The 21936-nt window shown below is 36.1% G+C and carries 21 protein-coding genes; 15 read left to right on the forward strand and 6 right to left on the reverse strand.

Features of this window, described 5'->3' with window-relative positions; translation table 11 throughout:
* Positions 1-22: 22 nt before the first annotated feature.
* From posA to F968_RS03900, 11 genes are all read left to right on the forward strand, one after another.
* The gene (gene posA, locus F968_RS03850; RefSeq protein WP_004790518.1) at positions 23-4021 is read left to right on the forward strand and encodes a delta-poly-L-ornithine synthetase PosA; all 3999 of its coding nucleotides are present in this window, start codon (positions 23-25) and stop codon (positions 4019-4021) included.
* Between the two features lie 467 nt (positions 4022-4488).
* On the forward strand, positions 4489-5367 hold the full coding sequence (locus tag F968_RS03855) for a MetQ/NlpA family ABC transporter substrate-binding protein (RefSeq protein WP_004790519.1): 879 nt from the start codon (positions 4489-4491) through the stop codon (positions 5365-5367).
* Between the two features lie 294 nt (positions 5368-5661).
* Complete coding sequence (locus F968_RS03860) at positions 5662-6402, forward strand: hypothetical protein (RefSeq protein ID WP_081399593.1); 741 nt, start codon at positions 5662-5664, stop codon at positions 6400-6402.
* Between the two features lie 118 nt (positions 6403-6520).
* Positions 6521-6847, forward strand: a complete 327-nt coding sequence (locus F968_RS03865; protein WP_004790523.1) for a ribonuclease E inhibitor RraB — start codon at positions 6521-6523, stop codon at positions 6845-6847.
* 31 nt (positions 6848-6878) lie between these two features.
* On the forward strand, positions 6879-7262 hold the full coding sequence (locus F968_RS03870; protein ID WP_004790525.1) for a DUF2750 domain-containing protein: 384 nt from the start codon (positions 6879-6881) through the stop codon (positions 7260-7262).
* A gap of 10 nt (positions 7263-7272) precedes the next feature.
* Positions 7273-8043: a barstar family protein gene (locus tag F968_RS03875; RefSeq protein ID WP_004790527.1), complete on the forward strand. Its 771-nt coding sequence runs from the start codon at positions 7273-7275 to the stop codon at positions 8041-8043.
* Positions 8044-8091: 48 nt separating this feature from the next.
* Positions 8092-8835, forward strand: coding sequence for a barstar family protein (locus F968_RS03880; RefSeq protein WP_004790530.1), 744 nt, complete (start codon positions 8092-8094; stop codon positions 8833-8835).
* 27 nt (positions 8836-8862) lie between these two features.
* Positions 8863-9240 carry a hypothetical protein gene (locus F968_RS03885; RefSeq protein ID WP_004790532.1) on the forward strand — a complete coding sequence of 126 codons (378 nt, stop codon included), beginning with the start codon at positions 8863-8865 and terminating at the stop codon, positions 9238-9240.
* A gap of 326 nt (positions 9241-9566) precedes the next feature.
* Positions 9567-9746 (forward strand): hypothetical protein, encoded by a 180-nt coding sequence (locus F968_RS20525; RefSeq protein WP_004790535.1) that lies wholly within the window; start codon positions 9567-9569, stop codon positions 9744-9746.
* 38 nt (positions 9747-9784) lie between these two features.
* Entirely contained in the window at positions 9785-10060 is a 276-nt protein-coding gene (locus F968_RS03895) for a hypothetical protein (RefSeq protein WP_004790536.1), read from the forward strand.
* A 257-nt stretch (positions 10061-10317) separates the two neighbouring features.
* Positions 10318-10830 carry a hypothetical protein gene (locus F968_RS03900; protein ID WP_004790538.1) on the forward strand — a complete coding sequence of 171 codons (513 nt, stop codon included), beginning with the start codon at positions 10318-10320 and terminating at the stop codon, positions 10828-10830.
* Positions 10831-11053: 223 nt separating this feature from the next.
* Here the strand turns inward: F968_RS03900 and F968_RS03905 are convergent, their stop codons facing one another.
* Positions 11054-11521, reverse strand: coding sequence for a hypothetical protein (locus tag F968_RS03905; protein WP_004790540.1), 468 nt, complete (start codon positions 11519-11521; stop codon positions 11054-11056).
* 97 nt (positions 11522-11618) lie between these two features.
* A complete protein-coding gene (locus F968_RS03910; RefSeq protein ID WP_004790542.1) occupies positions 11619-11939 on the reverse strand; it encodes a hypothetical protein in 321 nt (106 codons plus the stop codon).
* A 704-nt stretch (positions 11940-12643) separates the two neighbouring features.
* Here F968_RS03910 and F968_RS03915 point away from each other — a divergent pair.
* Positions 12644-13213: a TetR/AcrR family transcriptional regulator gene (locus F968_RS03915; protein WP_004790544.1), complete on the forward strand. Its 570-nt coding sequence runs from the start codon at positions 12644-12646 to the stop codon at positions 13211-13213.
* 70 nt (positions 13214-13283) lie between these two features.
* Here F968_RS03915 and F968_RS03920 read toward each other — a convergent pair whose 3' ends face one another.
* On the reverse strand, positions 13284-14147 hold the full coding sequence (locus tag F968_RS03920; protein ID WP_004790545.1) for a metal-dependent hydrolase: 864 nt from the start codon (positions 14145-14147) through the stop codon (positions 13284-13286).
* A gap of 107 nt (positions 14148-14254) precedes the next feature.
* On the opposite strand from F968_RS03920, the gene F968_RS03925 reads away from it, so the two are divergent.
* Positions 14255-14872, forward strand: coding sequence for a TetR/AcrR family transcriptional regulator (locus F968_RS03925; protein ID WP_004790546.1), 618 nt, complete (start codon positions 14255-14257; stop codon positions 14870-14872).
* A 122-nt stretch (positions 14873-14994) separates the two neighbouring features.
* Here the strand turns inward: F968_RS03925 and F968_RS03930 are convergent, their stop codons facing one another.
* Positions 14995-15612 carry a TetR/AcrR family transcriptional regulator gene (locus tag F968_RS03930; RefSeq protein WP_004790547.1) on the reverse strand — a complete coding sequence of 206 codons (618 nt, stop codon included), beginning with the start codon at positions 15610-15612 and terminating at the stop codon, positions 14995-14997.
* A 79-nt stretch (positions 15613-15691) separates the two neighbouring features.
* On the opposite strand from F968_RS03930, the gene adeD reads away from it, so the two are divergent.
* Both adeD and adeE read left to right on the forward strand, forming a co-directional pair.
* Positions 15692-16816 carry a multidrug efflux RND transporter periplasmic adaptor subunit AdeD gene (gene adeD, locus F968_RS03935; protein ID WP_004790548.1) on the forward strand — a complete coding sequence of 375 codons (1125 nt, stop codon included), beginning with the start codon at positions 15692-15694 and terminating at the stop codon, positions 16814-16816.
* A gap of 9 nt (positions 16817-16825) precedes the next feature.
* A complete protein-coding gene (adeE, locus tag F968_RS03940) occupies positions 16826-19939 on the forward strand; it encodes a multidrug efflux RND transporter permease subunit AdeE (protein ID WP_004790549.1) in 3114 nt (1037 codons plus the stop codon).
* A gap of 77 nt (positions 19940-20016) precedes the next feature.
* Here the strand turns inward: adeE and F968_RS03945 are convergent, their stop codons facing one another.
* Positions 20017-20622 carry a nitroreductase family protein gene (locus tag F968_RS03945; protein ID WP_004790550.1) on the reverse strand — a complete coding sequence of 202 codons (606 nt, stop codon included), beginning with the start codon at positions 20620-20622 and terminating at the stop codon, positions 20017-20019.
* 52 nt (positions 20623-20674) lie between these two features.
* The gene (locus F968_RS03950) at positions 20675-21817 is read right to left on the reverse strand and encodes a glycerate kinase (protein ID WP_004790552.1); all 1143 of its coding nucleotides are present in this window, start codon (positions 21815-21817) and stop codon (positions 20675-20677) included.
* Positions 21818-21936 lie beyond the last annotated feature (119 nt).

Consider the following 21936-nt stretch of genomic DNA (forward strand, 5'->3'; position numbering starts at 1 on the left):
AAATTAAAGTGAGTTATAAAAAATGAACCAATTCGTAACAAGTTCGAAGAATATTATTCGTGGTAAATTTCACCCCGAATTTTTGCAAGATGAAGTACTCGCCGATATTTTTATTCAAACTGCTCAAAATCTCTCAGATAAAACAGCTTTAATTGAAGCAAATAAAACGCTGAGTTATGGAGAGTTATATCAGCAAGCTTTAGTAATGGCGCAACAACTGACTTTAAATGGGGTGAAAGCAGGGAATATTGTTGGGTTATGGCTGCCGAGAGGTATTGAACTTTTAAAAGCGCAACTGGCCATTTGTTTGAGCGGCGCAGCGTGGCTTCCTTTTGATATGGATACACCTGCCGACCGTATTGCGGTTTGTCTCGAAGATGCTGAAGCTGTAGGTATGATTACTACAGATGAATGGTATGAACATTTAGCGGAAGTGCCGCAAACCAAATGGACAAACACTGAGCTGCAACAGCCGGTTATTAAAGAAGTTAGCTTACCGAAAACCACACCAGATCAACCTGCTTATATTATTTATACTTCAGGCTCAACTGGAAAGCCGAAGGGTATTGTGATTACCCAGAAAAATATTTGTCACTTCTTGCGTAGTGAAAATAGTATTTTGGGTATTCAAGAACAGGATAAAGTTTATCAAGGCTTTTCAGTCGCTTTTGATATGTCGTTTGAAGAAATCTGGCTCTCTTATTTGGTTGGGGCAACTTTGTGGATTGCTCCTAAAACTTTAGTGAGTGACCCTGAGCGTTTATGTCAAACGTTAAAGCAGGAACAAATTACTGTTTTACATGCAGTTCCAACATTACTGGCTTTATTCCCTGAAGATGTACCTAACTTAAGAATTATTAACTTAGGTGGGGAGATGTGCCCGGATTCACTTGTTGACCGTTGGGCATTACCTCATCATCAAATGTTTAACACTTATGGCCCAACTGAGACTACGGTTACTGCAAGCCTTGAGTCGTTAGAACGTGGCAAACTTGTCACGATTGGTAAACCTTTACCAAACTATGGCATGTTGGTCATTAACGCTGAAAGAGAGTTACTGCCTCAAGGTGAAACAGGTGAGCTATGTATTTTCGGCCCGAGTGTAGCACCAGGCTATTTAGGTAGACCTGATTTAACTGCTGATAAGTTTATTGAAAACCCGTGGGCAATGAGTTCGGATGAAGAATTGCTTTACCGTACGGGTGATTTGGCAAAAATTGATGAATTTGGTCAAGTCCACTGCTTAGGGCGTGCTGATGATCAGGTGAAAATCCGTGGTTTCCGTGTTGAACTCGGTGAAATTGAAGCGGCACTTTGTGATATCGACGGCATTGGTACCGCGGCTGTAATTCTACGTCAAGAAGACGGAATTGATCAGCTGATTGCTTTTATTGCAGCTGAGCTTGATGCCAAACAACCGATAGAAATTAAGCAGCTTCGTCATACTCTAGCTCAACGTTTACCACCTTATATGGTGCCGAATCGTTTTGAGATTATTGAAGAAGTACCGCGTTTATTATCTGGAAAAATTGACCGTAAAGCCTTAAAAGTAAGACCGCTTACGAGTGTGATTGATCGCAGTGAATCTGATCAGCCACAAAATCCAGCCGAAGAAATTTTATTTGAAATTTTAAACCGCCTGTTTCCGAACATGCCGATTAAACTAGATTCGGATTTCTTTGATGATTTAGGTGGGCATTCGCTGTTAGCGGCCGTTTTAATTTCAAACCTGCGTGAACATCAAGAATATAGCCATCTCACAATTCAAAGCTTATATCAAGCGAGAAGAGTGGGGGCAATTGCTGCTTTAATGTTGGAACAGCCAGAACCGACATTATTTGATAGCCAGATTGGGCAAGACAACCCGCGTAATCAAACTTATAAATGGTTATGTGGTATTGCGCAGCTTGTGACCATTCCAGTTTTAATTTCGATTAATATTTTGCAGTGGTTAGCACCATTCTTTACCTATCACTATTTTACAGGTGGAACCCGAGACAGCATTCCATATGCAATCGCGTTGTCTCTGTTGGTTTATATCAGCGTCATTATTAGTAGTTTTGTGCTTTCAATTACGGTGAAACGATTATTAATGCTGGGCATTGGTGCTGGACGTTATCCACTTTGGGGAATGACATATTTCCGTTGGTGGTTAGCAGACCGTATTAGCAATATTTCACCAGTTTATTTATTGTCCGGTTCAACTTTACTTAACCTCTATTTAAAAGCACTCGGCGCAAAAATTGGACATGATGTCACCATTAGTTCAGTTCATATTCGCATGCCATCTCTATTAAATGTTGAAGATGGCGTGAGTATTGGCTCTCAAGTGAATTTAGAAAATGCCAAAGTTGAACACGGTCATTTGGTGTTGGGTTCAATTCACCTTAAAGAAGATAGTTATGTGGGCTCATATGCTGTATTAGAAGAAAATACAGTGTTAGAAAAACAAGCTCATGTAAATGCCTTAACTTCAATTGAATATGACACAGTTGTACCAGCCGGAGAAATTTGGGATGGTACGCCAGCTAAAAAAATAGGGCATGTCGATGAACTCGCTAAAATGCCAGAACGTCCTAAATTATCGTTCATTCGTAAGATTGCTGAATATGGATATTATGGTGTTAGTGCGTTAATTATTGCTTGTCTGTTCTTTATTCCAATTTTCCCAAGTTTCCTTTTGGTCGATTGGTTAGATGTAAACGTATTTAATATCAATCCGAATAACCACCTGCAAATCGCACTTTATTATTTTGCTTTAGCAATTCCAGCGAGTGCAATGATGATGATGATTACTGCTGTTATTTCTTCAGCAATACGCAAAATTGCATTGCCTCGTCTTGAGACTGGAACATACGCTGTTCATGGCAGCACCTATTATCGTAAATGGTTTGCATCTCAAATTTTAGAAACAAGCTTACAAACATTGCACGGCCTGTTTGCTACGATTTATGCGCCTACATGGTTCCGTATGTTAGGAGCGAAAGTAGGTAAAAATACCGAAATTTCTACAGCAAATGGTGTTATTCCTGAAATGCTGACTTTGGGCGAAGAAAGCTTTATTGCCGATGCTGTAATGTTGGGTGATGAAGAGATCAAAGGCGGTTGGATGACATTAAAATCGACCAAAATCGGTAACCGTAGCTTTGTCGGAAACAGTGCTTATATTGCTGATGGAACTGTTTTACCAGATAACGTTTTAATTGGCGTACAATCAAAAACACCAGATAACCTTGAAATGTATGATGGTCAAACTTGGTTTGGTTCGCCGCCATTATTATTGCCTGCACGTGAAGCTGCCGAAAAATATCCTGATCACTTAACGTTTAAACCAAGCTTCAAGCGCCGTTTCATGCGTGGTTTTATTGAAGGCCTTCGCGTTGTATTGCCAGCTGCACTCGCAATTGGTGTGGGTTATATGATTGTGCTTGAGATTATTGATGTTATTAATAAATATAACATTATGACTGGCTTGTTGGCTTTAACGCTTGCTGGTTTGCTCTATGGTGTTGGCTGTTTCATTATTGTTGCATTGATGAAGTGGACTTTAATTGGTCGTTATCAACCGCGTTCAGCGCCAATGTGGACCATGTTTGTGTGGTTAAGTGAAGGGATTACCAGCTTATATGAATCAGTTGCCATTCCAAACTTCTTAAACTACTTAAGAGGAACGCCAATGCTGCCATTCTTCTTACGTATTTTGGGTGTCCAAATTGGTAAAGATGTTTACATGGATACGGCTGATATCACTGAGTTTGACTGTGTAAGCATTGGTGACCGTGCAGAGTTTAATAGCTTCTCAGGCCCACAAACCCACTTGTTTGAAGATCGTATTATGAAAATTGGACAAGTAAATATTGGAAATGATGTGGTTGTAAATTCACGTAGTATTATTTTATATAACGCTAATGTTAGCCATCATGCAGTGTTAGGGCCATTAACATTAGTTATGAAAGGTGAAAATATTCCTGCTAAATCTGCATGGATTGGCTCACCAGCTGTGCCTTGGGTTCATAAATAATTGAAACTGAGTTTAACTCTCTAATTTAAAAAGCCTTTGTGAAAACAGGGGCTTTTTTTTATGCATAGGACATAGATTACAGCCATAGTTAGCTTAAATATTGCTAACAAATCCTGAAAATTTCATATAAATCAAATAAGTACATATTTTAGTCAAAACTGTTTTATTTATATAATATGTTTTTTATTTTCAGTGCCTTATCAAGAGTACGTCTATATATCAAAATCGAACAAGTTATTTGTAGAATATTCACTTATTGATATATGATGATCCAATATTTAGAAACTGATTCAAAACATAATTCTGTTGTTCAGCGAGCAAGATCAAGGAAGAAATAAGGCTGAATTCAGGCTTCTAAACCCTTATATATCTGGAATTACTTCCAGCCAAATATCGCATTTCGACCCAATGGTTGGGAATGCCGCGCTCTTTTGTAGAGTAGGCATTTCCTATTTTAGGATGTATCTATGAAAAAATTATTTAGTGTCCTGTTCAGTGCATCTGTACTCACACTGACTGCATGTAATAAACAACCTGCACAAACTGAAAATTCAGCACCAGCTAAAGACAAAGCTGAGTCAGTACGCACAATTAAACTTGTTTCAACAGGTTCAGACACTGACGTATGGAAATATGTTGCAACGCTTCCTGAAACTAAAGAAGCGGGCATTAAACTCGAAGTGACTAACTTGACTGACTACGTTGTGTTGAACACATCTGTAGCAAGTGGCGAACAAGATGTAAACGCGTTCCAGTCATTTAACTATTTAGCAGCTTACAACGCTTCTAATACAGCTAAAGTTGCTGCTGTTGCAACAACTTACTTGGAACCAATGGGTCTTTATGCAGATAAAGTTAAAACTGTTGATGAGTTCCCACAAGGCGCTACAATCGCGATTCCAAACGATACCGCTAACGAAGCACGTGCATTAACATTATTACAGTCTGCTAAACTTATTAAACTTAAACCAGACTTTGACCCTGTAAAAGGGACAACGAATGACATCGCTGAAAACCCTAAAGGTTTAAAATTAAAACCAATTCAAATGACAACAGCAGTTCGTGTTAAAAACGACGTTGATGCAATTGTATTGGGTAATACATTGGCACTTGAAGGCGGTTTAAACGTTCTGAAAGATTCTATCTTCCGTGAACCTATTGACCAGTCTACAAAGCTTTATGTGAACTTATTAGGTGTGGCTGAAGCGAATAAAAATGACCCGATCTATACGAAATTGGGTGAACTTTACCACTTACCTAAAGTACAAAAGTTTGTGAGCGAAAAATTTGCTGGTACAAAAGTTGAAGTTAACAAACCTGTTTCTGAGTTTACTGACATCAAATAAGTAATTTTTTAATTTAAAATTATTTTAAAGCTAAGTCACGGTAATCGGGGCTTAGCTTTTTTATTTAGATTAGCGTTATTGGGTTCGTTTTATTTTTATAATTCATATAATGCCCATTATTTTAAATTGAGAAAAAGATGTATTTATTTAAAAATAAAAGTACTAAATAGCAATGCCGTATTTTTTAAATATGGATATATAATTTTCTTAGGACTCACCTTTAAAAAATATGAAGTTAAAGATTTAACAATTATGATACCTATACAACCATTTTCACTTTTTGCAATTTTTATGTTGTTTATTGTGCCATTAATTGGTGTTGTACTAACACTAGGTTTATTGGTGAAAGCACTATTCTTTTGGCGAAAGAAGGCTCAAATATCTGTGAGTTTTTTTTCTCGAAAGACATTATTCATTACGCTGTTGGCATTGATATGTGATCTATGGGCAGGTTATTTATTTTATATGACTGCATCGGTAAAATATGAGATTGCACTTAAGCAGCATTACAAGGAAAGTCGCCGTCATTTCGTTTTATCTCAAGATGCACAATATGGGGAACTGTTGATTCCCAAAGGAAGTTTAATTAGTCGTTACGATGCTTTTGACAACGGTGAACCACAAGTACCCTTTAGTTTACGGGGATTACAGGCTGTACACTTTCCTCATCCTGTACAAGTTGCAGGAATGTGGGTAATTGCGATGGAGCCTCCTCGAATGGAGTTGGCGTGGGATCAGCAGATAGGTCCAGTCATGCGCTTTGATCCTAATGAGGAAAATGGTTATGGTAAATGGGTTTACGATACGAAACGTCCTACAATCGACTGTTCTCGTGGAGAAATCGTGTTATTTGAAATTCCATTAATTGATCACGATATTGCAAAAGAATTTGGTAAACCTGAACCCGATGGATCTAATGCGCGTTTTCGCCCTAGTGAGTGGGGTGTTCAAGAATGCGAAAAAGGTCAGGGGCCAATTAAAGTTAGTCCTGCGTATACTGGGGCTGCGCCAAAGAAACCTTGGTTTCAACTTTGAGATAGTTTTAGTAAATTTTTAGTTCTAAATCTATTAATAATATTTTATTAAGGATTCTCAAAAAACTTTTGAAAGATGATAATCTCAAAAATAATATTAGTACAAAACTGGGGATGAAATGGATCAATTTCCTAAGGATGCAACCGGAGATACTTTAAACGAATTTAAGAAAAATGGATTTGATCTAACAAAGCCGATGGAAATAGATTTCTTTATTGTAATACCTTCGGAAGAGATTGGAGAAAAGGTTTCTATAGAGGTTAAAAGATTAGGCTGTAAAGCCAGTGTTGAGCAAGATGATGATACTAAGGAATGGACTTGTTATTGTACGAATACAATGATTCCATTTTATGATGACATTATAAAATTCGAAGAAGATCTAAATAATATCGCTAGTCAATATGGTGGTTATACTGATGGTTTTGGTTCCTTTGGTAATGTTTGATTAATTCTTAATAACTTACAGATTTAAAATTATGAAAATTAGTCAAAAGCAAATAGATGCAATAATTGCACTAAAGGGTAATAAAAGATATAAGCATTTCATAAAAGTTGTTGCCGATACGCAAGAAGTTTGGGGCTTGTACAAGGATGGATGGGCGTTAGCTGGAACAGAGGATAATCAAAAAGTATTTCCAGTGTGGCCAGCGAAAGAATATGCCGATTTATGTGCTGAGAATGAGTGGGGAGGATATGAAGCTGAGCTGATTTCTTTAGATGACTTCATGAATGAATTGTTACCTACATTAAAAGATGATGAGGCATTAATAGGCATTTTTTATACTCCTTTAAACAATGGTGTAACTCCAGAGATAGGACAGGTACTAAATGATTTAGAGCATGAATTGGAAAATTATTAGGAATTGAAAATTGTTTGAACTAAACTTATGTAAGTACATTTATGAAGAAGAAAAAGATGAAATTATTGATAGAATTTATTTTGAAAGAATATGGGCTGATAATAATAAAGTTGTGGTGAGTAATTTTAATGATTTAAAACACCTTGAAAATTCTTTAAGAATTTTTAGTAATTATCTTGGAGAAAATGATTATTCTTACAGTTATATAATGATTGAGTCTCGGCACAAGCTCAGTACAGAATTAAAAGAAAATAATATAGAAAATCGCTTAATTCTTTCTGAAAATTTTACTTTCGATGGTGAAGAACTCTCTATTGAATTTGATCCAGATTTTGATCTTATAGGAAAAAATAACTTAGAAAATTTTGAAAAATTTAAAAAGAAAGAAGAGCTATTGATTTGTCTTTCAAATGAAACTATAGGTAAAAAGAGATGGCTTAATTTTACAAAACTAGAAAAAAGATGCTGGTTAGATTTTGCTTATTTTAGAATGAACGAAAGAGGGGAACCTTTATCATTAAATATAATTGTTGATGGTAAATACTTATCGTGTGAAGAAGATGTGTATTGTTATTTTGGAGAGGAGGTTTATGGAGTATTAGGATACTTAGGTTATAATTTTAATGCATTTACTGATGTACTGTGCGATTTGCCTTTAAAAGTTAAATGGATAAATTTTCAATACTCTAAAGATAATTTTGAGTCAAAAGAATTTTTTTATCATCTAGATGATTTTATTGAAGTCTTAAAGAAATATTCATCATTAGAAATTTCATACTAGTAACCAGTCAAAGTTGAAAAATAAAGCAGAGATAGAGGAAAATACTATATGAGTTCTGAACTTACAGAAGAATATATTTTTTATATTGAAATAAGTGCATTTAGTGAGTTTGATGATGATGTAGCTATTTGGAGCGGATATCTTTCAGAAAATTGTGTAATCACTGATGCTCAAGTTGTTTTTTATGGTTTTTTGGGCGAGGGTGAAATAAATAAAGATAAAAAGAGTAAAAAATATAAATATGATATCTATGGCATTAATTTATTCTTCTTAAAAGAAAATAAAGAATATTTTGGAGTTTTAAGTTCTAGTATTGAATTTTTTGAAGTGAAAGATAATAAATTAATATTAAATTTATGCGAAGAAGAGACTTGTTTTGATGACTTTAAATTTGATTTAATTAAAAAATATCGAAAAAATCAGCTTAAATTACAAGACTGGAGCAATTTAAACGAAGAAGAGAAAAAGAAATGGATAGAAGTTTCGCATTGGGTTCAACAGTACAAGCCTCTAAACTTAGTAAGTTCAATAGTTATAGATGGTAGAAATATCAAGTCCTTTAATGATTTCTTATGCTGTATAGGTGAGGAAGTGAATGGATTGATGGGCTACTTTGGTTCTAGTTTTGGTGGTTTGTCGGATAGTCTCACTGGTGGTATTGGTTGTATAACTATACCTTTGAACATTACGTGGAAGTACTTTGAAGAAACAAAGTACTCTTTTAATAACCCTGATGATTTTGAATACTTAATTGAGCTTCTAAACGAAAAATCTACTTTAAATCTTACGTAATGTTAAATAGAGGGTATTAAACATAATATGGATGCTAAGATATTAGTTAATAGTTATTTAAATTCAGCAGTTACTATCTTAAGTGAGTGTGATATAACATTCAAAGATTTCGATTATGATGCTATTGATGTCACTAAAAGAAGATTAAATGGTTGTATAGTTAGTAAAGATAGAGAAGATGCTTTAGATTGGTATTGGAATTATATTGACGAGCGAAAAGCCCCTATGGAATTCTATAATAAAGATATATTGAGAGTAAGATTGGGTATTTGTTTGCTAACTATAGATGTAGATCAACTTGAAGATTTCAATGAGCATGTTTCTTGGTTTGTGACCTTAATGAAAAATTATGGAGTTAGTGATGGTAAACTTCAAATTTTAACTAACTTATGTTTAAAAAATTGAGGAAAATAAATCAGTTTATACTTCATATGATCAAAGTGGGGGACTTGAACTTCACATAAATACGTCTTATAGGTTAAATTTTGAAGGTAGCAAAGTAAATATAATTTATTTTCTTTATGCTTAAAAATGTGATTTTTATTGCTGTTTTAGTAATGCAATCTTGGTTTATAAAACGCTTACATTATGAATGTTCTGAATTTAAAATATTGGTAGTGCATGAATTGGATAGTTTTAATGTGGCTGAGCAAAATATATAATTTAATATTACTGTAGGTAATATTAAATATGCTGGAACAGCAGTAACGCTTAAAAATATTGAATATTTAATGAATAAATTTAGAGCAAGTGGTGATTGTCATTTTGGTCGTTATTTTGGGCAATCTAACATGCTAATTTTAGAGGAAGTGACGATTGATTGTTTGCGTGATGCATTATTAGATATTGTTAAAGATAAGACATTAGGTAATCTTAATGATATGTTTTATAGAATCAATTGTGATAGTTGAAATTAGAGTAAATAAATTTTTTTATAAGAAAATGTGAAATGAATAATATTTTAATTGAAAGGATTTCATTAGAACGTTTAAGAAAGATTTTTAATGAAAATAACGCTCATGATTTAGATATATTTGAAGATGTTAATTCTCTGGTTTTTAAATTAGATACTATCGTCCTAAAAACTGATCTATGTCAAGTATTGGTCTATGTTTGTAAGATAGATATTTTATCGTTAGATAATTTAAAAATAGCATATTACGAAACTATTTTTGATATGGATTATAATATTATTGATGATTTCTTTGTCACTATAACAGACTGATCTATAGGTAAGTTACTCTTATCTTCACAGTTTTATAAACTCAATAGTTACAATGAACTTCTCAAACTTATAAATTTTTAGGATCTCATCACACTCTTCATTTATAGATAATGAAAGTGATAAATCAAATTTATGCCAACTATTACATATAAGGATAAGTAAAAAAACTGCGTAAGCATGAAATTATTGATGCTAACTTTTTATATTAATATATATAATAGCAATATGATTGTTAAATATATAAGAATATCAAGTTAATGAAATACTCAAGTGAACAAATTAAAAAAGCTTTATTGCTTACTCCATTGCCATTACTTTTATGGCATTTCTTTTTTAAATTCATGGATGTGGATAAAGTCGAATTTAACTTAGATCACATTTTTGCATTTTTTCTTGGTATTGTAGGTTATAGCATTGTTTATTTAGCTTATTGTATTTTGACTGTACCTTTTACCTTTATTTTTTCCATGCTTTTAAATCATTATAATTATCTCAATGTGTGGGCTATCTGTATTAGTTCGATAGTTATAACCTCGCTGTTTTTCTTTTTCTTTTTCTTAGGATGGATTTTTACAGGAGAAATTTCTCCAAAAATAAATTATATGGAATCTATGGAGGGAGAAGCACCTCCAAAATGGTGGATGATGTACACCGATATATCTTTTATTATTTTTATATTATTTCCTGGTCTATGTTATTGGAGATTTTTAATTTTTCTTCAAAAGAAACAATCAAATATTATTAGAAGTTACTTTTCAAACTATTTCTAAAATTAACATACTGCATCTGATAAAAAACTCTCTAGCTTAAAAACAGCCTATCATAAATTGGCTGTTTTGATTTACAGTCCTTCAAACAATGGCATAACTCCAGAGATAGGACAGGTACTAAATGATTTAGAGCTTGAGTTGGAAAATTATTAGAAAAATATGATCCAGCTTCCTTAATGGAGTTTAATTTTTAAGAGTAGTCAGGCTATGAAATAAGCTCAAATTATAATGAAAGCCAATTTTTAAGATCATTTAAGAAGGTAGGCCATATCTCTTCTGGTTCTAATTTAGATATACCTTCTAAAGCCAGATACAACTCATCATCATAATAATTTATAAAATCGTATAGATTTTCATCTTCAGCAAATCTAGATATTTTTATTAAAATTGCAAATAAATTAGAAATTAATTCTATTGAATATCCGATAGAGGGTATTATCTCTGTATATTTTTTTAATACTTCATAAAGAATTTTTTTCTTAAGAGTAGGTTCTATAGTAGTTTCAGCAATACTAATATTATTAAAATAATCTAAGACTTTATTATCTTTAGAGAAAAAGCAAACTTCCAAAGCTAATAAGTCTGCTGGGTTTTTATCTAACCTATCTATAGCCCAGTTTTGAATGTCTTTAGCAGATTTTAAATTTAGTAGTAACTCTAATTTGAACTGCAATTTTTCTGCATCACTCATTTAATTTTATTCACCTTTTAGTCTCATATAATATGTCTTATATGAGTAACCTATCATTAGTATGCTTCTTCATTTTATATGAAATAAGATTTTAATATTAAGAATGTTTTGATTTTTTTGGCATTCCGCAAGTCTTGCAATTTTTTCTAAATACAAGGCTTATTCCATCCGTTCCAAAACCTTCAGTAAAAAAACTCTCTTTACACCAAGGACAAATATCTTTAGACAAGAAAAAAAAGCTACTAAAAAGCATGAGTAATAAAGCTACTATAATTAAAACAAGTGTAGTCACTGAAATATTAACGTTAAAGTAGGTGAGAAGCTGAAAGATACAAAACAAGAAAAAAGGATTTCCAAAAAGTGTAAATAAAACAAAGTACTTTCTAATTTTTAAAAGTTTTTTATATTCTTGATACATTCAATAACCTATGTTTTAAGGGTATTCTAAAATTAATAAGATACACCTTATTTAAAAATTCTGGCTATCCTAAACAGCCTTCCAAGCCAATTATCTCCCCCTTTATAAACCCCACTTTAACAATAACTCCCTCATTATTTATCCTTACTTTTTAATGATCTAATTTAAAACAAATGTCATTTTGTGTGCTTGACTGCAAAAGGGCGGAGCACTATCCTTTGCCTGCTGGCCTACATTGCCAGTCGGTCGTCGCAGACCGCATATTATCTCCCGCATCAGAGTCATTCCTTCTGAGGAATAGTCTTGTGTGGTAGCTACTCGTCCCTTTCCCGTAGCGGTAGGACGGGAGAGGGACACCCTCGGGTGTGCTAGTTTGAGATAATGCTAGTCTGCGAACCCTTTCTCGTTCTGCCACCATAATTCCTATTCATGTCTGGCAGAACTCCCAATAAAAAGGAGTTGGCTTTGCACATTCTTAATTTCTTGGCAGCCTTTGCCAAAGTCTATATCGACACCACTTAAAATTTTAAAGCAGTTTGATGGCCATTGGGCTTTTCAGGCTTTAAATCATCACGACTAAAAAACTTAATCAACAATAAAACTTGAGATGTGCCATGCACAGTCTTTACGGCTTTGCTATGCCTTTTTTTCTCCCAAAAAAGTATCTCGTTTATCTACAACAATAATTTTATAACGGTAAAACTATGCGAAATTTAGTGATCTCCCCACGTGCCATACAAGTCGTAAATAAATCGATTGATCTGTTTCACCACCACGGATTTCATACGGTTGGAATCGACAGAATCGTGAAAGAATCTCAAATTCCCAAAGCCACTTTTTATCATTATTTTCACTCTAAAGAGCGGTTTATCGAAATCTGTATGACTGTGCAAAAAGAACGCTTAAAAGAAAAAGTAGTTTCAATTGCTGACTACGACCAAGGTGCAGGTGTAAGGGATAAACTCAAAACACTTTATCTTTTATATACTGATTTAGAAGGACTGTACTATTTATTATTTAAAGCCATTTTTGAAACGAAACTGACCTATCCGAAAGCCTATCAAATCGCAGTGAGATATAGAACGTGGCTACTTAATGAAATCTATAGCCAACTTATAAAGCTAAAAACCGATGTTTCCTTTCAGGATGCCAAATTATTTTTATATATGATTGAAGGTGCGATTATTCAGCTTTTAAGCTCAGATAAAATAGGGGAGCGAGAGATGATATTAGAATGTTTTTTGAAGCAGTTTAAAGTCGGCAGGACTATGTAATATCTACATATTTTGAAAGGAAATCAAATTTGTAAAAGCCCTCAGATGAGGGCCTATATATATTGATTTTCTAGCTGAGAGACTCCTTCAAAACCCCTTGTTGGCCAAATAGTTTTTCTCGAAATTCGGCTTCTAATTGTTCGGTTTGCATGTGTAAAGGATTAAAATTTTCATTTCTGACATCAAGCATATCTACAAATGCTTTCGATAAAATTCCTAACCGATTAACTCCTCCAAATCCTAAAAAAATGCCATCCTTTAACTGCTTTAAGCTAAATCTAATATCTTTTCTTTTTAAAATTTTTATCCAATATTCAAACATAATAGGCATGATAAGTTTTGTGACTCTAGCTAAAGCGAGTTTTCTATTTTTGCTCGAGTTGCCACCAATGGCATTTAGCACATCAAATGCAACCGACTTATGTTCAAGCTCTTCGAGTGCATGCCATTCCCAAAGATTTCTGCTCTCTTGTGTAGTTTTTCGTTTAATTAACTGATCTGTAAGCAATAGCCGAGCGAGGGTGGCTGTGTAATGTTCCATGACTACGGTCGCCGCGACTTGTTCGACCGTTGAAAGTTTACGTAACTTATCCAAACGTGCTTTGGTTTTGGCCTCAATCTCGATTACTTCAGGATAGTTAGAATGTATGAGGTGATTGTTCAATGTTTTATGTTCACGACTATGAAAGGCTTCTTGAGCAATAAAGGCTCTGATATCTTCTAAAAGTTTTTCATCCTTAATTTGATTTCGAACGTTTCTGATACTTTCAATAAAGAACATTTCTCCCGGAGGAAACATGGCGGAAAGTACAACGAATAAAGATGTAACGACAGGATTTTCTTCGTAATAAAAAGAGTAATTTTTATTCGCATCGTAAGAAAGTTCAACATTACGACGAACAATTTTTTGATTTGTAGCGAGAGCTGTATTCATTTTTTTAACTCATCTTTAAAAAATAATTGATCAAATTTTGATTTCCATTAGAATTTATCAATGAATTTATACGGAAAAAAGACGGATTTTTTGAAGGATAAAACATAATGGTAACTATAAGAAAACCAAAACAAAATAGAGCTAAAAATACATTTGATTCTATAGTAAGTGCAGGATTTATATCTGTTATGAAAAATGGCTTAGACCATACAACTGTACTTAAAGTGTGTGAGATAGCAGGTGTAGGATCGGGGAGTTTTTATGAATATTTCAAAAATAAAGAAGCACTTTTTATTGAGATGCAGCAGCATTTTATTATGGAAATATCGAAAGTCATTTATGATGTAATTCCTGAAATTTTAGATTTAGAGATCCCTGAAGCAATCAGAACAATTTTTTTGAAAATCGGTGAATTTTTGGCAAAAGATAATAATAAATATTTTTATTGGCTGAGTGTTTCTTCTAAATATAGTACTGAAGCAAGCCATGTAAAAGCTGTAAAAGCAATTAATGTCTTAGCCATTGAATATGCCATGAAGCATCCTGAAGTATTAAAAATCAAAAATTTGAAAATGATGGTTTATATTTTGATTCATTCAAGTATTGCCTTAACCATGAACTTTTTTGCTTCACAAAATATGGGTTTTACTTTTGAAGAGTTAGTTGACTGTTTAATTAACCTTACGATGTCATACATCGAGAATGATCGGAATAAGGTGGTTTAGCTTAGGGGTTATGAGGTTCTCATATTAGAAAGTTTATCGGTCATATTTGTATTCACAAAGAATCTAAATGAACTGATCCAATCATTTGAAAAAGCCCTTCTTATAAAAGGGCTTTTTTAAATCTATTCTTTATATTGCCATGCTTTTAAAAAGGTTCGGCAAACCTCTTCATTTAACTGTTGTAGTTCTTGAGGAGTCGGAATATTTCCACTTATAAGGGTCGCTGGATAAGCATATCCCATCACAGCACCGAGAAAGGCTTTTGTTGCTTCCTCTGGTTGATCAATTTTAACAATGCCTGCATTGTGTGCTGTTGCAAGAATATCGGCTAACGATCTTTTAATATTTCCTTGAGTACGCTGTTGAATTTTTGGAAGAATTTCCTTCATTTCAACTAATGCAATAATCAACAATCTTTGCAGACGAATGACGTCAATATTATAAAAATGATTTTGTACAGTCTGCCCAATTTCTAAGAGTAATTGATCTAGGCGCTTATTTTTTAATTCATGTTGTTCAACAAAAGGTACTTCCATTTCTGTTTTTAAATGATCAAAAACTTCAATAAGTAGAGCCGTCTTAGTTGGGAAATGATTATATAAGGTTTGTCGATTTGTTCCGGCTTTAGCTGCAATAGCTTCCAAACGAACTTCTAATCCATGCTCAAGAAATAGTGCACGTGCCGCTGCAAGGATAGTAGGGCGAATTCGAGAAGGGCGACCTGGAGATTTTTTTAACATATGAGAGCTTTCTTGCACATCCTAATTATTTACTTTACAGTAAAGTAAATAAATTGTCTATAAGTCTGGGGTACCAGATATGCTTGATCTAAGTTTTAATTATCGTAAGTTTTTATATTTATTGCCGTTATTGGTTTTTTTAAATGGATGTGATTCTGATCAGCCTGTCACTAAAAATATTCAGCAGGTGGGTATTATCACAATAAAACCAGAGTCCATTGAATCTACTTATCAATTGGCTGGCAGAACAGTAGCTTCTGAAATCTCTCAAGTTCGCCCGCAAGTCAATGGGGTAGTGATAGAGCAATTATTTAAAGAGGGCACACAAGTAACCAAGGGACAACCCCTTTATAAAATTGATTCTTCACTTTATCGGGATGGTGTTGATGAAGCTGTAGGTAATCTTGCACTTGCTAAAGCAACAGTCAATTCGACTCGTTTGCAAGCTGAGCGTTATAAAGAATTAATTAAAGTAAATGGCGTGAGTCAGCAAGAGCTCGACAATGCTCGAAGCGCATATGAACAAGCAAAAGCTACAGTTGCGGTAAATGAGGCTGTACTTAAAACGGCTCGCACCAATTTACGTTATACGCAAGTTACTGCGCCTATTTCAGGACGAATAGGGCGTTCATCCATTACACGTGGGGCTTTGGTCACTTCTGCTCAAACAGATCCTTTAGCAACAATTCAAAAACTGGATCCCATGTATGTCGATTTGACCCAGTCGAGTGATGAGTATATGGCACTACGTAAACAGCTTACTGAAAATGGAATAAAACCAACTGAACTTTCAGTACGTTTGCAGCTTGAAAATGGTACGACTTATGCCGAACAGGGAACGTTTAAGTTTAGTGATGTTGCTGTAGATGAAGCGACAGGAAGTGTCACCTTACGTGCTGCATTTTCCAATCCCAATAATGCTTTATTACCGGGCTTGTATGTTCGTGCGGAACTTGGGGCTGGTACACGGCCTAACAGCATCTTAATTCCTCAAGGCTCACTTTTTCGAGATGCCGAAGGAAATCCACTTGTATGGGTTGTTGGAAAAAATAATAAAGCCGAGCAACGAAAAATTACTTTAGGCAGTGCGATTGATAATCGTTGGTTAGTGACCTCTGGCTTGAGCTCAGGAGATCAAGTCATTGTTGATGGCCTGCAAGGCTTAAGTGCAGGCATGACGATTGAACCTACCCCGATGAGTTGAGGATTCCCTATGTTGTCGAGTTTTTTTATTGCACGACCTATTTTTGCTTGGGTCCTCTCTATTTGTATTATGGCGTTAGGTGCAATTTCTATTTTGACTTTGCCGATTGAGCAATATCCCGACATTGCACCACCAGGTGTAAATGTCACAGCAAATTATCCGGGCGCATCGGCCAAAACTGTTGAAGACAGTGTCACTCAAATCTTGGAACAACAAATTAAAGGGATTGACGGTCTGCTTTATTTTTCATCGAGTAGTAGTTCGGCGGGGCAAGCACGCATAAGTCTTAGTTTTAATCAAAATACTAATCCTGACACTGCGCAGGTTCAGGTGCAAAATGCTGTGAATCAGGCGCTGAGTCGATTACCTCAAGAGGTTCAGCAACAAGGGATTACTGTAACAAAGTCACAAGGCGATAGTTTACTAGTCTTTGCGCTTTATGATGAAAGTGGGACTAGATCTTCTGTTGATATATCAGATTATATGGTGAGCACACTTCAAGACCCATTAAGTCGGGTTGATGGGGTAGGTGAAATCACTGTATTCGGTGCCCAATATGCAATGCGTATATGGCTTGATCCTCATAAATTAAATAGTTATGGATTAATGCCTTCAGATGTCAGGACTGCGATTGAAGCACAAAACACTCAAATTACAGCGGGAGAATTAGGCGCATTACCTACGCGTGATGGGCAGGCTCTAAATGCAACAGTAACTGCACTATCTCGGTTACAAACTGTAAGCCAATTTGAAAATATTATTTTGCGGACAGAAACAAATGGTGCGGTCGTATTACTTAAAGATGTTGCCCGAGTCGAGCGTGGTGCTGAAAGTTATCAGACTTCTACACGTCTGAATGGAAAGCCAGCTTCGGGGATGTCTATTCAACTTGCATCAGGTGCCAATGCATTAGAGACGGCTGAGAGAGTTAAGGCTGAGGTCACGCGTTTAACTGCCTCTATGCCAGCAGGTCTAAAGGTTGCATATCCACGTGACAGTACACCCTTCGTCGAAGCTTCGGTAAATGGGGTGATTAAAACTTTAGCTGAGGCGATTGTGCTCGTTATTATCGTCATGTTCTTATTTTTGCAGAGCTGGCGTGCGACTTTAATACCGGCAATTGCTGTTCCAGTCGTATTGTTGGGAACATTTGGGGTGTTGAGCGTATTGGGCTATAGCATTAATACGCTGACCTTATTTGCGATGGTTTTGGCTATTGGCCTGCTTGTAGATGACGCAATTGTGGTCGTGGAAAATGTTGAGCGGGTTATGCATGAGCAAAATCTTGATGCTCGGCAAGCCACCATAATTTCAATGCAAGAAATATCTGGCGCACTCGTTGGTATCGCAATGGTACTAGCAGCGGTATTTTTACCTATGGCATTTTTTGGTGGCTCAGTCGGGATTATCTATCGCCAATTTTCGGTAACGCTCGTATCGGCAATGGTACTTTCGGCAATTGTTGCTTTAACACTTTCACCTGCGCTATGTGCAACCTTACTTAAACCTGCAAATGAAAAGCATAAGCAGAAGAAGTTTTTTACTTGGTTCAACCGTAAAGTTGAACAAGGGCAGTCAGGCTACCGCACAAAACTGCTTGCAGTTTTAGGTAAACCTAAAATATTTATGATCATATTCGTGGGTATTACAGCTTTGTTAGGTTGGCAATATACGCGTATGAATACGGGTTTTTTACCCCAAGAAGACCAAGGTTCAGTTATGGTTCAATTTAGTACGCCTGTAGGCACGACATTAGCTGAAACAGAAAGAGTTGGTAATCAAATCGCAGATTATTTCTTGACGAAAGAAAAGGATAATCTCAATGTGATTTTCATGGTCATGGGAAGAAATAATGCAGGTAGTGGACAAAATGTGGGAATGGCATTTGCAGGACTCAAACATTGGGATGACCGCGAAGGCACTGAAAATACAGCCGAAGCTGTGATTGCTCGCGCAAATGCACATTTTAAGTCTCTGCGTAATGCACGTGTTCAGGTACTTTCACCCGCTGCTGTAAGAGGCCTTGGGCAATCAAGCGGTTTTGAACTTTGGCTGCAAGATGCTGAAAATAAAGGACGTGATGCTTTATTGGCAGCACAAAATAATGTGTTAAAAGCAGCCAGTGCTGATTCTGGCCTAGCAGCAGTTCGCCTGAATAGTTTAGAAGATAAAGCCCAGTTACAAGTCGATATCGATCAACGAAAAGCCAGCGCTCTTGGTTTAGCTCAAGCTGATATAAGTAATACATTATCTTCTGCTTGGGGCGGATCTTATATTAATGATTTTATTGATAGGGGGCGTGTTAAGCGAGTTTATTTACAAGGTGAAGCGGACTATCGCTCTTTACCTCAAGATATTGGGCAGTGGTATGTTCGTGGCGCTACTGGTCAAATGACGCCATTTTCTAGTTTTTCGTCTGTAAAGTGGCAAATGGGGCCTCAAATGCTGCAACGCTTTAATGGTCTTTCAGCCGTACAACTTCAAGGCTCTGCGGCAATGGGTGAAAGTTCTGGTGGGGCTATGGATAAGATCCAGCAATTGGTCGATCAACAACAAGGCTTTAATCTTCAGTGGAGTGGGTTGTCTTATCAAGAGAAGTTAGCGGGTGGACAAACGATATGGTTATATTTGGCTTCAATCATCTTTATCTTTTTATGTTTGGCAGCACTTTATGAAAGTTGGTCTATTCCTGTTTCTGTCATGTTGGTTATTCCTTTAGGTCTTATTGGTGCTGTAGTTGCTGCAAGTCTGGCAGGTTTTGTTAATGATATTTACTTTCAGGTGGCGATGCTCACCACAATTGGGCTTTCGGCCAAAAATGCTATTTTGATTGTTGAATTTGCGGCAGCCAAATTGGAGGCAGGTCAGGCGTTAATGGAAGCGATTATTGAAGGAGCAGGTCAGCGATTAAGGCCTATTATTATGACATCTCTTGCCTTTGTTGCTGGTGTTCTTCCACTGGCCGTGTCTACAGGAGCGGGAGCCGTAAGCCGAAAAGAAATTGGTATCGCCGTCACTGGCGGTATGATTTCGGGAACTCTACTTTCTATTTTCTTTGTGCCTTTATTTTTTCTTTTAGTGCGCCGTTTAACGAATAGATTAAATAGCTCAGCAGGAAAATAGTTTCAAAAAAATAATAAAAGCTATTAAAAATTAGGCCCTCATGCTGTAAATGGTATGAAGGCCTAAAATTTAAAAACTTAGAATGTATTTTGAATAATCACATCATCGTAAGGAAGTTTGCCCACACGTGGGTAAGGCTGAGAAGCTGACTTACCAACTGCAATCATTAAACACACCACGTGATCTTCAGGTAAGTTAATCAGCTTTGCCATTGCATCAAAGTCAAAACCATCCATAGGGCAACTGTCTAAACCATGCTCTTGCGCAAGAAGCATCAAGGTTTGAGCAAAAATACCCGCACTACGCATAACTTCGTCACGTTGGGTTTGTGGACGGTCACGGTAATATTGGTCAATTGCACCTACCATAATATTTTGAACCTCTGGAGTCGCGCCATCCCACACGCGTTGAGCATCGGCTTCCCACGAGCTTACTTTTGCACATAGCACAATCAGTAAGGATGACTCTGTAACTTGTGGTTGGTCCCAAGCAATGGTGCGAATCTTTTGTCTGAGTTCAGCATCTTCTATCACAACAGGACGCCAGTGCTGTAAATTAAACGCACTTGGTGCATTTGCTAAAACTTCTTGTAATAACTGCTTTTTGTTATCGTCAGAAAGTTGAAATGCAGGGTCAAAGCGTTTCACTGCACGGCGATTACGGATGGCATCAATAACATTCATAAGATTTTCCTACTTGTTGGTTTGACCGTTTTTTAAAATAACAAAGAAATGTTTAGGATTGGTTCATATTAAACTGAATTAATCTTGCAATATCGATTGTTCGTTCATAAATCAGTTCGCCTGCATGTTTGCAGGCTTGTTCTAATGTGATGGGACCATTAGTTAGCGAAAATGCAGCCGTAACGCCGTGCTCATAAAGCGCTTGGTAGCCTTCACCTAATGTTCCTGCAATGACAAGGACAGGAACATTGTGTGTTTTGGCAATTTGACTCACCCCAAAAACTGTTTTACCACTTAAGGTTTGTTGATCAAATTTACCTTCGCCTGTAATGACCCAATCCGCGTTAGAGATTTTATGTGCAAGCTGATTGAGTTCAGCCACAACCTTAACTCCAGCCTTAAACTCAGCATTTAAATAACTTTTGGCTGCAAAACCTAAACCTCCCGCAGCGCCAGAACCCGCCTCATCTCGTTTATCGAAACCTAAAAGCTTAAGCGAGACATCGGCAAAATGGGTCAGTGCTTCATCAAGTAACTGTACTTGAGTAGGGTTGGCACCTTTTTGTGGACCAAAAATATAAGATGCGCCGTTTGGACCACAAAGTGGGTTGGTCACATCGGCAGCCAGTAAAAACCGTGTGTGCTGAATACGCGAGTCGAAATGTGTTAAATCAATTTGTGATAGGTTTTTAAGAGCAAGTCCACCTGCGGGTAAAACATTTTGATTGGCATCGAGCAAAACTGCGCCCAAAGTACTGAGTATTCCTGTGCCGCCATCATTGGTTGCACTGCCACCTACAGTTAAAATAATATCTTTTGCACCTGCGTTTAAAGCATCCAAAATGAGTTGGCCTGTGCCAAACGTTGTGCTATGGCAGGCATCACGTTCAGCCGGTGAAACTAACTGTATGCCGCTGGCTTGAGCCATTTCAATGATGGCGATTTTTTGTTTTTTTAACCATCCCCATTTTGCTTGAACAGACTGACCTAATGGTCCCATTACGGTTTTTTCACGCCATTCACCTTCACAGACCTCTAACACAGCTTCTATAGTTCCTTCACCACCGTCTGCCATTGGACATATCAGTGTTTCAGCATCTGGAAAAATCTCTTGCCATCCTTTGGCAATGGCTTGAGCGACGCCCAAAGCCGACAGGCTGTCTTTAAAAGAGTCTGGCGCAATCACAACCTTCATAAGTTCTCTGAATCTGTTTTTTTCAATTAATTTATACTGCTTAAACCCATAAAAACCTACTTAAAATGACGTAAATTTCAGCTCATTACATCATTTCTATTTTTAAAAAATATAAAGTA

The sequence above is a fragment of the Acinetobacter sp. NIPH 817 genome (assembly GCF_000368405.1).
Lineage (GTDB): Bacteria > Pseudomonadota > Gammaproteobacteria > Pseudomonadales > Moraxellaceae > Acinetobacter.

Bases quoted from the DNA above. Each gene is read 5' to 3' on its own strand.
- posA (WP_004790518.1), top strand. From the start codon at position 23: ATGAACCAATTCGTAACAAGTTCGAAGAATATTATTCGTGGTAAATTT.
- F968_RS03855 (WP_004790519.1), top strand. From the start codon at position 4,489: ATGAAAAAATTATTTAGTGTCCTGTTCAGTGCATCTGTACTCACACTG.
- F968_RS03865 (WP_004790523.1), top strand. From the start codon at position 6,521: ATGGATCAATTTCCTAAGGATGCAACCGGAGATACTTTAAACGAATTT.
- F968_RS03870 (WP_004790525.1), top strand. From the start codon at position 6,879: ATGAAAATTAGTCAAAAGCAAATAGATGCAATAATTGCACTAAAGGGT.
- F968_RS03880 (WP_004790530.1), top strand. From the start codon at position 8,092: ATGAGTTCTGAACTTACAGAAGAATATATTTTTTATATTGAAATAAGT.
- F968_RS03885 (WP_004790532.1), top strand. From the start codon at position 8,863: ATGGATGCTAAGATATTAGTTAATAGTTATTTAAATTCAGCAGTTACT.
- F968_RS20525 (WP_004790535.1), top strand. From the start codon at position 9,567: ATGAATAAATTTAGAGCAAGTGGTGATTGTCATTTTGGTCGTTATTTT.
- F968_RS03895 (WP_004790536.1), top strand. From the start codon at position 9,785: ATGAATAATATTTTAATTGAAAGGATTTCATTAGAACGTTTAAGAAAG.
- F968_RS03900 (WP_004790538.1), top strand. From the start codon at position 10,318: ATGAAATACTCAAGTGAACAAATTAAAAAAGCTTTATTGCTTACTCCA.
- F968_RS03905 (WP_004790540.1), bottom strand. From the start codon at position 11,521: ATGAGTGATGCAGAAAAATTGCAGTTCAAATTAGAGTTACTACTAAAT.
- F968_RS03910 (WP_004790542.1), bottom strand. From the start codon at position 11,939: ATGTATCAAGAATATAAAAAACTTTTAAAAATTAGAAAGTACTTTGTT.
- F968_RS03915 (WP_004790544.1), top strand. From the start codon at position 12,644: ATGCGAAATTTAGTGATCTCCCCACGTGCCATACAAGTCGTAAATAAA.
- F968_RS03920 (WP_004790545.1), bottom strand. From the start codon at position 14,147: ATGAATACAGCTCTCGCTACAAATCAAAAAATTGTTCGTCGTAATGTT.
- F968_RS03925 (WP_004790546.1), top strand. From the start codon at position 14,255: ATGGTAACTATAAGAAAACCAAAACAAAATAGAGCTAAAAATACATTT.
- F968_RS03930 (WP_004790547.1), bottom strand. From the start codon at position 15,612: ATGTTAAAAAAATCTCCAGGTCGCCCTTCTCGAATTCGCCCTACTATC.
- adeD (WP_004790548.1), top strand. From the start codon at position 15,692: ATGCTTGATCTAAGTTTTAATTATCGTAAGTTTTTATATTTATTGCCG.
- adeE (WP_004790549.1), top strand. From the start codon at position 16,826: ATGTTGTCGAGTTTTTTTATTGCACGACCTATTTTTGCTTGGGTCCTC.
- F968_RS03945 (WP_004790550.1), bottom strand. From the start codon at position 20,622: ATGAATGTTATTGATGCCATCCGTAATCGCCGTGCAGTGAAACGCTTT.
- F968_RS03950 (WP_004790552.1), bottom strand. From the start codon at position 21,817: ATGAAGGTTGTGATTGCGCCAGACTCTTTTAAAGACAGCCTGTCGGCT.